Source organism: Chryseobacterium sp. S0630 (assembly GCF_024158915.1).
In the GTDB taxonomy this organism is placed as follows: Bacteria; Bacteroidota; Bacteroidia; order Flavobacteriales; family Weeksellaceae; genus Chryseobacterium.
Genome location: NZ_JAMZGF010000013.1, coordinates 60,535 through 75,175, shown reverse-complemented (window position 1 = coordinate 75,175; position 14,641 = coordinate 60,535). Strand labels below are relative to the sequence as shown.

General features: G+C 35.3%; 10 protein-coding genes. 6 read left to right on the top strand and 4 right to left on the bottom strand.

From position 1 onward, the window contains the following. Nucleotides 1-325: 325 nt before the first annotated feature. The 3 genes from NK356_RS08440 to NK356_RS08430 all read right to left on the bottom strand — a co-directional run bounded on the left by NK356_RS08440 (nucleotide 326) and on the right by NK356_RS08430 (nucleotide 7,468). The gene (locus NK356_RS08440; protein ID WP_253316706.1) at nucleotides 326-2,182 is read right to left on the bottom strand and encodes a UvrD-helicase domain-containing protein; all 1,857 of its coding nucleotides are present in this window, start codon (nucleotides 2,180-2,182) and stop codon (nucleotides 326-328) included. A 4-nt stretch (nucleotides 2,183-2,186) separates the two neighbouring features. Then, nucleotides 2,187-4,178 carry an ATP-dependent endonuclease gene (locus tag NK356_RS08435; RefSeq protein ID WP_253316705.1) on the bottom strand — a complete coding sequence of 664 codons (1,992 nt, stop codon included), beginning with the start codon at nucleotides 4,176-4,178 and terminating at the stop codon, nucleotides 2,187-2,189. Between the two features lie 218 nt (nucleotides 4,179-4,396). Then, on the bottom strand, nucleotides 4,397-7,468 hold the full coding sequence (locus NK356_RS08430; protein ID WP_253316704.1) for an ATP-binding protein: 3,072 nt from the start codon (nucleotides 7,466-7,468) through the stop codon (nucleotides 4,397-4,399). A gap of 209 nt (nucleotides 7,469-7,677) precedes the next feature. Here NK356_RS08430 and NK356_RS08425 point away from each other — a divergent pair, with 209 nt between their 5' ends. Beyond that, nucleotides 7,678-8,547: a DUF4238 domain-containing protein gene (locus NK356_RS08425; protein WP_159478975.1), complete on the top strand. Its 870-nt coding sequence runs from the start codon at nucleotides 7,678-7,680 to the stop codon at nucleotides 8,545-8,547. Between the two features lie 255 nt (nucleotides 8,548-8,802). On the opposite strand, the gene NK356_RS08420 is transcribed toward NK356_RS08425, so the two are convergent. Continuing rightward, on the bottom strand, nucleotides 8,803-9,906 hold the full coding sequence (locus tag NK356_RS08420; protein ID WP_253316703.1) for a serine hydrolase: 1,104 nt from the start codon (nucleotides 9,904-9,906) through the stop codon (nucleotides 8,803-8,805). A 284-nt stretch (nucleotides 9,907-10,190) separates the two neighbouring features. Here NK356_RS08420 and NK356_RS08415 point away from each other — a divergent pair, with 284 nt between their 5' ends. The 5 genes from NK356_RS08415 to NK356_RS08395 all read left to right on the top strand — a co-directional run bounded on the left by NK356_RS08415 (nucleotide 10,191) and on the right by NK356_RS08395 (nucleotide 14,638). Continuing rightward, nucleotides 10,191-10,775: an NAD(P)H-dependent oxidoreductase gene (locus NK356_RS08415; protein ID WP_253316702.1), complete on the top strand. Its 585-nt coding sequence runs from the start codon at nucleotides 10,191-10,193 to the stop codon at nucleotides 10,773-10,775. 153 nt (nucleotides 10,776-10,928) lie between these two features. Next, nucleotides 10,929-11,813, top strand: coding sequence for an AraC family transcriptional regulator (locus tag NK356_RS08410; RefSeq protein ID WP_253316701.1), 885 nt, complete (start codon nucleotides 10,929-10,931; stop codon nucleotides 11,811-11,813). A 113-nt stretch (nucleotides 11,814-11,926) separates the two neighbouring features. Then, nucleotides 11,927-12,598, top strand: coding sequence for a DsbA family protein (locus tag NK356_RS08405; RefSeq protein ID WP_253316700.1), 672 nt, complete (start codon nucleotides 11,927-11,929; stop codon nucleotides 12,596-12,598). Between the two features lie 70 nt (nucleotides 12,599-12,668). Then, on the top strand, nucleotides 12,669-13,319 hold the full coding sequence (locus tag NK356_RS08400; protein WP_253316699.1) for a CoA pyrophosphatase: 651 nt from the start codon (nucleotides 12,669-12,671) through the stop codon (nucleotides 13,317-13,319). Between the two features lie 230 nt (nucleotides 13,320-13,549). Next, nucleotides 13,550-14,638 (top strand): NADH:flavin oxidoreductase, encoded by a 1,089-nt coding sequence (locus tag NK356_RS08395; RefSeq protein ID WP_301287948.1) that lies wholly within the window; start codon nucleotides 13,550-13,552, stop codon nucleotides 14,636-14,638. Nucleotides 14,639-14,641: the final 3 nt, after the last annotated feature.

Genomic DNA, 14,641 nt, shown 5'->3' with positions numbered 1-14,641 from the left:
CGACTTTATAAGATTAAGCTGCGCAAGTTTGCGAAATTTTTGAGTAATAAACCTCTTTTCGCTCTAACCTCATTAGAGCGAAAATCTTGGACTATTCTATTTCATAAAAGGGATTTTTAGAATGATATGAAACTCGACGGCATATGTACCCAAATTTTTTTTCGTAATTACGGTATAAGAAGCGCTAGACACTATCTCTCTTCTCCATAGTTTCGCAAGGGCCATATAAAAAATAAAAAAGAGCGTTTAATTTAAACGTTCTTTTTTAATGCAATACTAAGTTTATTTTATAGAACAAGAATCAAATCTTCAGGGTTATTACCTTCTATAAAAGTTTTCTTTTTTTCATCTTTACTATCCCAGAATTTTGTAGTCCATCAAAAAGAACTCTTATGTTTTTATATGTTTGGGGCTGCATACCAAAACGACCATTTTCCCTAATACCACTAAATGTAAACACAACTCGTTCTTTCGCCCTTGAAAGAGCTACAAAAAATGTGCATTTATCTTCATCAGGTTGACGTTGAAATGACCAAAAAGCACCATCTTCAAGACCGATGAATATGACTGTGTGGTATTCTAAACCTTTGCTTTTGTGAATTGTCATTACCGAAATTGTATCTTTCCCGACAAGATTGTTCAATGAGGAAATAATATCATTTGAAACAAGATAATTATTAATTAATTCATCTTGTACTATTTCTATATAAGTGTCCAGTTCGTGTAGATTACCGTAGTTAGGGTAGTAGGCGATTATTCGGTCTTTGTTTGCAAATGTGATAATTGTGGTGACCAATGTTTTAATACTATCCTCCGTTAAAGAAGAGTTTGCGTATTCTTTTCTTAATTCTTTTAGAAATTGAAATACATCATTTTCTAATTTTAGCAATTGCTCATCTTCCATTTCACTTCGAAGGTTACTTAAGAAATCGAAGACATCTTGCTTTGCTGTAAAGTTTTTCCTGTCAAAAATTATATAAAGCATATTTATGATGTACAGGCAGACTTCCTGCGTAAGAATGTCTTGAAATCTACTTTCATCCCGAGCATTTATTCCATTTTCGTTAAAGTAGTCAATTAATTGCCCTGCATAGGCGGACAGGTTTTGCTTCACAAGAATGCAGATATCTCTTGGATCTAAGCCATCATCCTTCACCCACCTTGATACGTCTTGGAAGAGCACTTCCATTTCTACATGAGGATTTTCAAATGCCCAAACAAAACACTCACCTTGATCAAGGTGCCATTTGGGTGATGGGTTGGCAAAATCTTTTTTACCAAGCAAATGTTCAGTAAGATAGTTTAACAGATGGACTAATCGTGGCGCACATCGAAAATTCATGGTAAGTGGAACGCGAGCTGCTCCAGTATCTTTAATGAAATCATCAAACACCGTTTTTCTTGCCCCTGCCCATATCATAATTCTTTGTTTGTCGTCGCCAACTGCGGTAAAAAAGCTGTCACTTCCCAGAAAGCAACTTTTAAATAACTCGTACTGCATATCTGTTGTATCCTGAAATTCATCAAGGAAAATATACTTGTAGGTTTGTTGCAAGTATTGTTTAATCTTAGGATTTGAATTGACAATGAGTTCAGCCATTCGCATTATCATGGGAAAAGATAATGGCGCAGGACTTGATTGTAGTATTTTATTCCATGCCCGATCTCTGATAGCCTCTGCAGAATTAGTAATGATATGTGGTAACTGAACAGTATGCAATGATAGTAGCCATTTCCTATCGGTACTGTTGAAATAATCGATATCTTCTGATTGATAATAGTTCAAAATAATTTGCTCTTTGGGTTCAACTTTGTATTCATTGACAATTTTATATTTATTAGGTAATGCTTGTTTGAACCTGTCTAATAGCTGCTTGGCAAATGAATCAAAAGTTAATGAATCAAATCTTTTTGAAAGTTCGTCTCCACATCTGTGGCGGACCCGTTCTTTTAGATTATGCGCTGCATCTTTTTTGAAACTGATAGCTAAGATTTTATGAGGAAATGGACAAGTGTTGGTTTGCAGAAGATAACAGGCTTTTTGAGCCAGCAACTCTGTTTTTCCCGCTCCCGGGCCTGCAACGACCAAATGGTTTTCAGAAGTCTTGGCAATTTCAAGGGCACTTGGTTCAAGCTGCATATCATCAGCAGGTACCCATAACTCTGGTTTAATTCGTTTCATATTCTTAATGTGTATTTAGAATAGAAGCTATACGTTCAAAAATTTCAGTAAATACAGGCGGTAAGCATTCTTCAATTTCCTCATTACTCATTGATGATAGTACTTGAATATGTGTTGTTGGTTTTCCTCTTCCTAAAAAATGATAGTTATACCAAATCATTAATTCTTTTTCTTCTTCGGAATAGGTGTAACCAGTTGCTTTTTTTGATTTCAATGTGGCTTGTATTGACCCTGTTAATTTTTCTTCAAATTCTTCTGGTTTTTCATCTTTATCAGGGATTTGAGGGCCACCTCCTTTTGGAATAGCCTTTTTATAAAATTCAGGGTAATGCATAAGCATTAAAAAATCTAAATCGAGCGGGGCAGAATAAAAAACATTATACTTTTTTAGTCGTCTGATCCATCCTTGTAAAGCTTTAGCATGCACTAAATCCCAAGTGTGCATTTGTTTAAGTTTCTGTATCGTCATTATGGCACCCCCTTCTATACTTAATAACTTCTCCTTCTTAACTCCAATTTGTAAAAGTTGTTGAAGTGCATATTTTACTCGTCCCCAGCCGCCGCCTTCTCTTTCACTATCTAAATCCAGAAGCGTTATATAAGGAATACGTAAAGCATCCAACAATCTCCAAATATGATTCACAAACCGATGGCCTAATGGTGCAAAAGTGATGATATTGTCGTCGAAGTCTACATCCATAACGTTCATCAATCTGTTGAATATCACTTCTTCGCTATCACCTTCACCAATAACGACCAATCGGGCAAAATAAATTTCAGGATAGTTACGAACGGCTTCTTTTACATATTTGTATGCTTCGTCCGTCTTTTCCGGAAGCTTGATTTGATTCACTTCTGTCTCATAAACATCTGTGATTCTGAAATGAAGGATTTGTTCGGGTTTAAGCCGTTTTATTATTGCAGGCGTATGAGATGATAGTAATACCTGTGAATTTTCTTTTTCTGAAATCGATTTAAGAATTTTAATTACCCTTCCTAACAACTGTGGGGCAATGTGGTTTTCCGGTTCTTCAATAGCTAAAATAGTAAGTAATGGTCTTGTTGTTCCGATCGTTTCTTCATCTTTTTCTTTGGACAACGCTTCTTCTACATCCAGTAACGAACATACCAGAGTCAGATAAAATAGGGAACGGTAACCTTCACCCAATTCATCAATACCAAATGGTTTGTGCGTACCTGTAGGACTAAAGGATATTTCCAGTTTTTTTAGAATGGAGTCAAGGTCACTTCCTCCAAAGCTTAGTGTTGTTTCGCTATAACGTTCATCTTTGTGAAATTTTTGCCAAAAGGAAGCAATGGAAGTTTGAATAGTATTAAACTCTGATAATCCCTTGAAGGCATCATTTATCTCGCTTATTTTGGTGTCAAATTTTTCTTTGAAATCATCCTTCCAATTGATTTTTTTTAATAGCCGGTGCAGTATACTACCGGAGGCGTACTTTAGTTGTTCACCTGGCTTTCGGATTGCAGGGACATAATGTATTTGAATAAGACCTCTGAGACGACTTGGAAAAATTTTCTTTGTGTCTGCCTCTTCCGGCTCGCCTTGTGCTACGTTGATGAAATAAGTCTTTACATCTATTTCTCCTTGCGGTATCAATTCTGATTTTCTCCAGCTTGATTCAAGTCGTATCCGTAAATAAGGATCTTCATCCGTATCGTCCACTACCATATCTGAAAAGAAATGAGGAACTGAATCATCTCCATCTGGTGGAAAATCAATTCTTACTTCAATAGAAAGTTCTCTTTCTGTAATATCTTTAGGCATTTCATCTTTTCCTATGTGAAAGTCTGATGCGAATATTTCCCGTTCCATCAAAGATGATCCAAAAAGCTTTCTAAGTGCTTCTAATGCGGAAGTCTTTCCGGCACTGTTTAAACCAATAAAGCCGGCCAGCTTATCCTGTAAAGGAATGGTTACTCCTTTAGAACCATATGATTTATAGCCCCTTATTGTAACTGATGATATTCTCATAATGATATTTCGAGTTATTAGATTATTTTCTGTTCTTATCTATCACATTTTTAGTATCGATAGAAGTCTCTTTAACATTATACTTCAAACCAATTTATAAAAGTTAATGCTATTAAGGTTGTGGTTTTCCGTAATTAATTTGGATTGTTATTGATTAAAGTTACTACCTAACATTTATGGTTAGTTTTATTAATTTCTTTAAAGTGTATTTTCCAAATTTACAAGGCATTATGCATATCTTTATAGAAGTCACATTGTCCCCATAAGTTTTTATTGCCGATGACATAGATTCGTTTCTTTGCACGGGTGAGGGCCACATTGAGCATATTGGGTTTTTGGGAAGCCCAGTTTCTGGCTCCCGGAGATTTTGGATCACTACCCAAAACAAGGAATACAACATCCGCTTCCTTGCCCTGAAATCTATGAATGGTTCCGCAAGATATTTTTGGATCATTTTTAAACTCCCATTCACAAAAGCCGGCGACCAAAGCAAAAGGAGAAATAATAAAAATTTCACCCTGGTATTTTTCACCTCTTAATTCCTGTATTTTTATTTTCAGCAATTCAATCTCACCTTTGAGTGTATGTTTGTTGACCAAGGTTGTATCCTCCACATGAAACCAAGTAGAGTTTCCAATAAATTTATTTATGGTATCATCTTCGGTATCTTTTACCATTTGCCCGTCATAAGCTATTTTGTTCGCAATATCAAACATCGGGTTATCGCATCTTCGGTGGGTACGAAGTGGAAAGCCTGTCCATATTTTTTCATCCGAATTCGCAAGCGGCATATAGGTTCCTTTTTCCGAGATTCGATCTGCTAATTGTTGCACAGAAGTGTGCACGGGCGACCATATTTGATCTACCTTCTCTTGTTGCATGAGTTTATAGACCAAGTTTTTCGGAATGGTTACGACCGGTTCAACCTGTAAAGGATCACCAACAATCACGCATCGCTTAGAACGATAAATGATGCCTGCTGCCGATTGTGGAGTTGCCTGTCCGGCTTCATCAATCAATAACCATCCGATTTGATCTTTTTCTTTATTCGGGAATAAACGGCTAACTGAAGCGAGAGTAGTGGATACAACGGGTACGCATAAAAAGAAAGTACTCCATAAATTGCTAACAATATTCTCTTGAACACTTGTGTAGCCAGAAAGCATTTCAAAAAAGAGATTTAGATTATTGCGTACATATTTGGCATTTGCCATAATTGCATGTTGATGAAGCTCTATGCTTAATAGAAATATTTTGCTTCTCAATTGTGCAATTTGCGCAGAGTGATAGGGCATCCTTTTTTGCAGCTCACTCATTGGCAGAAAACTAAAATCAGTATCTACTAGATTTTTGTATTCAATACGGTAAAAAGTATGAAGCTCTTTCCGCTTATTAAGATAGAGTTGGATAGTATGTTTTAACGAATCTAATTGTTTTGAGATTTGTTGTAGTTTGTTTTGCACTATTGATAATTCTGTCTCACATTCTTGCTGTTCTATGCGAAGGGTTTTGTATTGTGATTGCAACTGGTCATACTGATCAAGATACTGTTCAACCTTCATATTCCATTGCTGATAAGATGACGTTTTAAATAATTTTTGGAAAAAGAATAATGAAGGTTTTGTGTTTTGCAATAATTGAAGGTTGGTTTGCAAATTCTGGATAGCCGATTCTCGCTCCGTTATTTGTTGTCCAAATGCAGTGCTTTTTTCTGACAACACTTTTTTTTGAGCATCCAATGAAATTACTTCCCGTTCCAGGCCGGTTTTTTCTTTTACATCTTTTTGATACTTCATCAAACCATCATGAAATGCTGTTGCTCTTTGTTGAAATACCGCAAAGTCTTTCAAAAGAACAGTCAACTTCTCTTTGGTTGCTTCAAAATTTGCAAGATGTATTCCGCTCTGATTATCTTCTTTATTTTGATAAACGTTGTAAAGTAAATCATGAAAGCCAATAAAGTTTTTGTTTGCGTCAGATTTCCAGAAAGCATCTCTGAAATTCTTTCTGTTTTCTGCATTTCCCAACGCAGCGCTTAACGTTCCCCAATTAGGGTTTTCTGTTAAATTCTGTGCCTGCTCCGTAAAATATGCTGCTTGGGGAAAAGCCTCGCTGTCTATCTTCTTCAGAGAAGGTAGTTCTTTGGTAATATTTTCCACTGCCGCATTATTATTACTGACTACTACAATACCATACCTATTAAGCAGGCTCTTGTGAAGATGAAAATAGCCGGCAAAGCCCTCATCTTTTTCTATTTTCTCATACTTCTTATGAAAAATATTATCACATCCTAATTTCATCATTTGTCTGGCTCTTTTGACAATCACTTCGGCCACAACATCAAGCAATAAAGTTGTTTTTCCTGTTCCTGGAGGGCCATTGATACCTTTTATTCCGCCATGTTCTTCAATAGAAGAAAACAAATTGTTTACCGCAGCAACTTGCGCAGTGTAAAGACTATAAGACGGTGAGGAAGGCCATTTCCCGGCAGACATATTTTTAGGATGAATACAATCGAAAAAATATTTGCGATCAGCTAAAACATCTTTTCTTTGGCTTTCGTTATTTTGGGAATTCAGGTATTCCTGTAATGATCCATTGTAATTTTCTGGGTCTAAAGAACACAAGTAATTAAGATCATCTAAATAAAAACTGTTTAGAAAATTGACTTCCGGTTTACTTTTCTTGTGAACTTCTTTTGCTAATAAAAATATTTTAATAGGTTCCTCATTCCAAGTCCGTATTTGTTTTTGCAAGTAATCCAGTTCATGATGCAACAGTTCCCTTGTTACAACCTTTCCTTTTCTTGCAGCCTTTTCATCTTCATCAGTTATCTTTTCAGGAATAGGAGGAATGTTGTAACGGAGTTCAAAATCTGCTTGCACTGTGTTAAGCAATGATGAAACCAGCTCGCAATTTTTGTTTTGTGCCAGCGCTTGCATCCCGGCGATATAGGATGCAAGCACATAGCTTCTTTCATCAGGTCTGCCTTCGGCATCAAGAAGAATCGCAGCAAGACAAGTATCCCCGCTTACCTGTTGCTCCCAATCTGCCTGAACATTTTTCACCTCTAATAAGGCATCAATCTTTTCTATCACTTTTTTCTTCTCTAATTTTCCAAAAAGTAAAGTGTATTGCCAAACGTAATTTTTCTTTGCAGGTCGTTCTCCTTGTAGCCAAGGCAAAGGGCTATTTTCTATTAGTGGGTAACTATCTTTATTAAATTGAGGAAGATCGAAAACCTCTACATTTCTCCAAAAATTAAGTACATGTTGCTCTGATGTGCTCATCATTTATTAGTTTGTGCCACTATATTACGAAAAATAAGTATATTTTTGGTTGGCAATTCTACTTATTATTGAACAACAAAGCAGTATAATTTATTGATTAGAAGGAGAAGAAGATGTAAGTGAGATAATTATTAACTCCTATAAAAGGGAAGTCTCCCAAAACATAACAACCTAATAAAAATCGGTGTAAAGAAAAGACTAAACTATTTATGAGTATACCAAAGAACCACCATTATATTTCGCAAGCGCACATAAAAAATTTCTTCAATAAAGAAAAGAAGGAGATTTATCTTTTTGATAAAAACCAAAACCGTCACTTTAAAAAGAACACTACAAAAAGTATTTTTAGTGAAAAGAATCTGAACACAAAACGTACAATAAGTGATGAATATGATTACTCCACAATTGAAGAAGAGTTGAATCAAAATTTTGAAAAGGATTTTCCGAGTTGTGTAGAAATTGTAAAGAAATTGGTAGAAACGGATAAGCTGGATGATGATTCCCATGAAGCTCTTCTTTATCTGGCAGGCTATGGCCTTATTGCAGAATTAAGAACTCCTGACCGCAAGCGAGAAACAGATAATGCACTCAAAAATGGAATGAAGATTATAATGGAGATGGGAACCGAGGAATTAAAATCGGCATATAAAAGACACTTTGATTTCAATGATGAGGTAAAATATAGCAACAACCTTGACTATATTAAATTTGCTCACGATGTAATCAATGCAATGGGTGATCTCATTCTTTCTGTTGATATACCAGAAAATGAAAATGATTATTTCATTTTACCGGACTTTGGAGCGGCCACCATGCGCGGCCGCATCAATAATTATTTCAACCCTGATGCACTAGATAGAGTCTATATTGGTTTGCCATTAACCAGTAAGTTATACCTCCATTTTAGTTCTTCTAAACTGAAATCCCTGCCAAGACCTCCCGGAATTCATCGCGTTACCAGTAATCACGTTTACTTCCTTAATAAAGCAAATTATGATTACAGCAGACAAATCATAGCTTGTGAAAACGAGCATTATTTACAAGATTTTGTTAGAAAGATAAACTCTGAATATACCTAATAATTATAGGTGCTCAAGTTCTGCAAGTTTTATTAAATCTTCTATAAAAGTGTTCGAAAACTGTACGTTTGGGGTCCAGTTTTTTCTCTTTCGTAACAAACACTAATGTATTAGACTATATTTTACCTGAAAAATAAATCTATATTTTAAATAGAGTAAGCTAAGAAACAACATCCTTAATTTGTATTTAATTGATTCTATATATTTAAATGTATAACTGTCTTAGTTTTTTTGTGTCAAGTTTTTATAGTTTATTTACATTTCTTTCTTTAGCCTCTTAACCAAAACATCCCTCATCTGCAAAGCAACATTTCTTTTATCAGCTTCAACAGAAGCAATCGAAATAGTTGTATTCAGTTCAGGAAAATAAGTTGCATCGGTGCCCAAACCACCTCCGTGATTGTATCCCATAATATTCCCGACTTTAATTTTACGAATTCCCAAACAATAATTAGTTGTAAAATCTGGCGGAACATTCGTAGACATTAGCTTTAAAATATCTTTGTTTTTAATAATTTTTTCGGTAAAAAGTAATTGATAAAACCGAGCCATATCTTCTACATTAGAAGCCAATCCGCCACCGCCATACAAATCCCACGAAGGATTCAGATCTTTAATATTCCAGTTAAAATGACTCCAGTATTGATTAACTAATGGTAAAGTATTTTTATGCTGTTTTTCCAGCTGGATAAACCAGGTATTGTTTAAATGATTCTTTTTGAACATTAATAATTTCCGAACTGATGTGTAAAACGGTTCATTCGTAAAATGCTCAATAATTTTAGAAAGCAAAACATAATTGATGTCTGCATAATGAAATATTGTTCCAGGTTTTCCTAAAGGATGTCCCAATTTTGCTGCTCTTTCAATCTGTTCTTCTCTTGTCCATTGATGTTGTTTATTTTCATTGATATAAGTGAAATAACCCTCATCAACATAATCTCTGATTCCAGAAGTATGAGAAAGCAAATGACGGATGGTTATAGAATCTAAATTGTATCCTGCCTTCGTCAATTGCATTCTTGATGTTTCAGTAATTAGGTTTTTTATATTTTGATTAATATTTAACTTACCTTTTTCTGCCAATCGAAGTATCGTTGCCGCCATAAATGTTTTGGTGGTACTCGCAATCAGTAACGGCTGTCGTACATTCAAATTTTGTTTTAAGTTTTTCCCGTCGAAGCCTTTAGCATAGCTCCAGGAAATTTTAGGAGATTCAATGTGTACCAAAACACCAATCATTTCAGGATTCTTTTCATAAACCGAATCGATAATTTTTTGATAAAGATTGGTATGAGTTTGAGCTGAAGTTTTAAAAATCAGACAGAGAAATATAAGTATTATAAAACGTAGTCGCATAGCATTATTGTGAGTAGTAAACTTAGTTAATATTTTTAATGAAAATCGGTTCAAACTCAATGAAATTTCATCCATTCTAATGTGAAAATTGTCCATTTTAGGTCAAATTAAAATTTCTGAATTTTAAAGGTTGCAAGAGAATTTTTTACAATAGCAGTTATAGATTTCAATAATCAATAACTCTGAACTTTTCACGATAGTTTTTGAACTTCTGATGAAATAGTAGCATCAAATCCTGACCTAATTTTGTCTCATCAAAACTTAATTAAATACTTAATTTTAAAATGAAAAAGACATTGATTATCATCACGCATCCAAATATGGATAATTCAGTAATTAACAAACGATGGCTTACAGAACTGGAAAAATATCCAGAGAAATTCCACATACACCAATTACACAAAGTTTATCCTGATCAGAAGCTTGATATTGCTGCAGAACAAAAACTAATTGAAGAACACGACCATATTATCTTCCAATTCCCATACTATTGGTATTACGCTCCTGCATTATTAAAAAAGTGGCTTGACGAAGTTCTTACACACGGTTGGGCATACGGAAGCTCAAGCGGTTTTAAATTTGGAGGGAAGAAAGTGGCTTTGGCGATTTCATTAGGTTTAAAAGAAGAACATTTACAACGCGGAACACCCTTGAAATTTAATCTTGAGGATCTTACCCATCCTTTTGAAGCAATGTTTGATTGGATAAAAGCAGATTACCAACCACATTTTGCTTACTACGGAATGACATTCGAGCCATCAGAAGAATGGGTAGAAAGAAGTGTACCCTTATATCTTGATTTTCTGGATCGTTTTAATGCTGAGAAAGAAGATTCAAATGTTGCCCAATTAAGCACTGAATTGAAATAAGCGGTAATTAAAATTAATAAAAAAGAGATGTATATCAATGCATCTCTTTTCAAGTTTAATAAAAATTTGTCCATTACGAAGTAAAAATTGTCCATTTTATATCAGTTTTAAATTTATCAATTTTACCGGTCACAGCAAGAAAATTATTGAACAATGAACAATCTCAATTGCAGTAAGATTATCAAAGAAAATCCCAAGGTTTTATCGTGGAATGACGATATTCAGATGATGCATTATCAGACACGTCAGGAAATCATCAGAGCTAATATGTGCGTTCATATGAATATGATCAGCATTGTTCTGCACGGTACAAAAGAGATTTTGGGTTGTGGAATGAAGAGAATTGTTCCGGCAGGTTCCGGATTTTTTATGAAAAAAGGTTCTTATCTGGTTTCCGACAAAATTGAAGATGAAGAAAAAGGGTATGAATCGATTATTATTTTCTTTTCTGATACTTGGCTCCAATCTCAAATCGATACAATTTTTGATTGTAAAAATACTGCTGAGATACAAGTTGAAGACTGTCTAAACGGAGATATTGCATTGCTGGAGGAAGATGTATTAATGAATTCTGTCATTACTCAATTTAAATCTTATTTTGAATCAAATGAGGATAAAGAACGGTTACAGGTTCTATTACCATTTAAAATCAGAGAATTATTTCAAGTTCTGATTTCGGCTCCCAATGGATATCATTTTGAAAAAAGATTGCGTAGTCTTGATACCCATCAAAATCCTGATTTGGTGGTTTTGATGCAGAACAATTACAAAGAAAATATTTCCTTGGAGCAATATGCTTTTCTTGCAAACTGTAGTTTATCAACGTTTAAACGAAAATTTGTGCAGACCTTCAAAACAAATCCCGGAAAATGGATTATGCAACGCCGATTGGAAGAGTCTTATGAATTATTAAAGAACTCAGAAAAGAACGTTACCGAAATAGCGTACGAAGTTGGCTTTGAAACTCCTGCCCATTTTATAGCATCTTTCAAACAGAAATACAGAAATACACCGAAACAGTTGCAGCAACAACTTTAGCACAAAATAACACTAAACTTTTCACGATAGTTTTTGAACTTTTTGAGAAATCAATTCATTCGAAACAAAGCGAACTTTGTCTAAGAAATTTAAAACAATTAAAATTTAAAATTATGAAATTGTATTATTTTACAGACCCGATGTGTTCGTGGTGTTACGGTTTTAGTCCGGTGATGAAAAAACTGAAAGAAAGTTATCCAAATATTGATTTACAAATTATTTCAGGTGGTTTTGCACCTGGAAGCAAACAAAAAGTGACTAAGGAGTATAAAGATTTCCTTGAATATCACTGGAGAAATGTAAACCTTCGCAGCGGTCAGTATTTCGACCATTCGATGAAATTTGTCTCTGACAGCTTTCATTATGATACAGAGCCTTCAAGCAGAGCATTACTTGTCGTTCAAGGATTTTTACCGAAGAAAGATTTCGAATTTTTGAGTTTGATGCAGAAAGCATTCTATGTGGAAGGAAAAGACATTACGAATGATGAGGTTTTAGCACAACTAGCACAAGAAATAGGAGTTCAAAAGAACGTTTTTCTGGAAAGTTACCATTCGGAAGAGATGAAATTGAAAACTAACCAAGGCTTTCAATTCAGCAAACAGTTAGGTGTAAAAGGATTTCCAACTTTACTGACTTTGGAAAATGGAGCAGTTAAAATTCTTACCCACGGTTTTCAGCCTTTTGAAAGTTTAAAAGAAATTGTTGAGGAAAGTTTGACAACAATGTTCATCCCTAAATCTGCCAACGGAGAATCCTGTTCGGATGTTTCCTGTGGATTCTGAGATGACGAGCCGGCTATTATCTACTAATAGTGGATTTAGCCGACTTTTTTAATCGGTTAAAATTGAAATTATGAAAAAGCAAAATTTTTCTCTATCAATTGGAAAGATTCAGAAAAAACTTAGAAAAGAACTTCCAGGAGAGAAAGCACATCAAATAATGGAAGCTCTTTCTGCAAAATATCTGACTTTAAAGCCTACAGAGAAAACTCGGAAAAGTGCTGTACTGATTCTTTTATATCCAATCGATAATGAAGTTTATTTTCCTTTGATTCTAAGAAATTCTTACGATGGTTTTCATTCCAATGAGATTGGTTTTCCGGGAGGAAGATTTGAAATTTCAGATGAAAATCTTGTGCAAACCGCACTTCGTGAAGCGCAAGAAGAAATCGGAATTAATCCTGATGAGGTCAAGATTTTAGGATTATTAACGGAAATTTATATTGGTCCGAGTGATTTCAATGTTTTACCTGTGGTCGGATATCTTCCGTATCGACCGGATTTTATTCAGGATTGCCGTGAAGTTCAGCAAATTTTTGAATTAAAACTGGATTATTTTTCAGACCCAAGTATTGTCGGCTGCAGTGAAATCAGTATTCCCGGCGATTTGGTGACAACACCTTATTATGAAGTGAGTGGTTATAAAGTTTGGGGAGCAACCGCCAAAATAATTCTTGAACTGTTATTTATTCTGAATAATAATCTATCAATTAAAGAAGATTAATATAATCCTTTTTCCAAACTCTTTCAATAAAAATCAGCTTTGCAAAATTGCAGAGTGAAGATTTCTTATGCTTAAAATTAGGCTTTAAAACATTCTGTAACAGATATTAAGTGATTTGAAAATTGAACTTTACAGAATGTTTTTTGAACTTCTGATGAAATTAATTCTCACCGCTCAAAGCTAATTTTGCTCTGTTTTTAACTCAATAATATTAATAAAAAAAATTAGATATGTCTGTTTCTGATTTATTTAAACCACTCACTTTGTTGCACGGTCCTGCGATGAGAAACCGTTTTATGCTGGCTCCGTTAACCAATCAACAAAGTGAATTTAATGGTAAAGCATCTGAATACGACCAGTTTTGGATGCAGCAACTTTCGCAGGGAGGTTATTCATTAATCCAGACCTGTGCCACCCACGTAGAAGCTGAAGGTATCGCTTTTGCACGTCAATTGGGAATTTTTAGCGATGACCATTTGCCGGGTCTGAGTCAAATGGCAGCAACGATTCGTGAGGGCGGAGCTTTATCCGCAGTACAACTGCATCACGCAGGACATCGCGCCAATCCTTTATTGGGAGGAATTCCTTCTCCTGCCTCAAGTTTTACTATTCCGGGTGTTAATGCCATTTCTACCGAAGAAGTCGAAAGAATCCGAGATAGTTTTATCGCCGCTGCAAAAAGAGCTGAACGGGCAGGATTTAATGGTGTTGCTGTTCACGGGGCTTTCGGTTGGATTCTGTCGGAATTTATGTCGCCTTATTTAAACGACCGAACCGATAAGTATGGCGGAAGCTTAGAAAACCGCGCCCGATTAACGATTGAAGTGATTGAAGGAATTCGAAAAGCCTGCGGTCCTGATTTTCAAATCGGTTGGCGTTTGTCGATTGAACGTTACGGCTTGGTTCTGGAAGAATTGCGTGAAATCACTGCTGAGATTCTGGATAAAGAAATGATTGACTATCTGGATTTGGCGTTATGGGATTCTGCACAGATCGTTCAGGAAGGAAAGTTCAGAGGAAAAACAATGCTGAGTGTCTTTACGGAACTTCCCCGAAAAGGTGTTCGTCTTGGTGTTGCCGGAAAAATAATGACCGCTCAAAGAGCCGTAGAATTATTGGATGAAGGTAGCGATTTTGTTCTGATTGCAAGGGCAGGAATTCTTCAGCGGGATTTTCCGCTTCAGGTAAAAGCCAATCCATTTTATGAGAGTCCCAAAACACCTGTTCCAGCTGAATATCTTCGTCAACGGGGATTGAGTGAGCGTTTTATTAATCATTTGCGGGGATGGCAGACTTTCGTAACCAGAGGTTCTATTTAAATA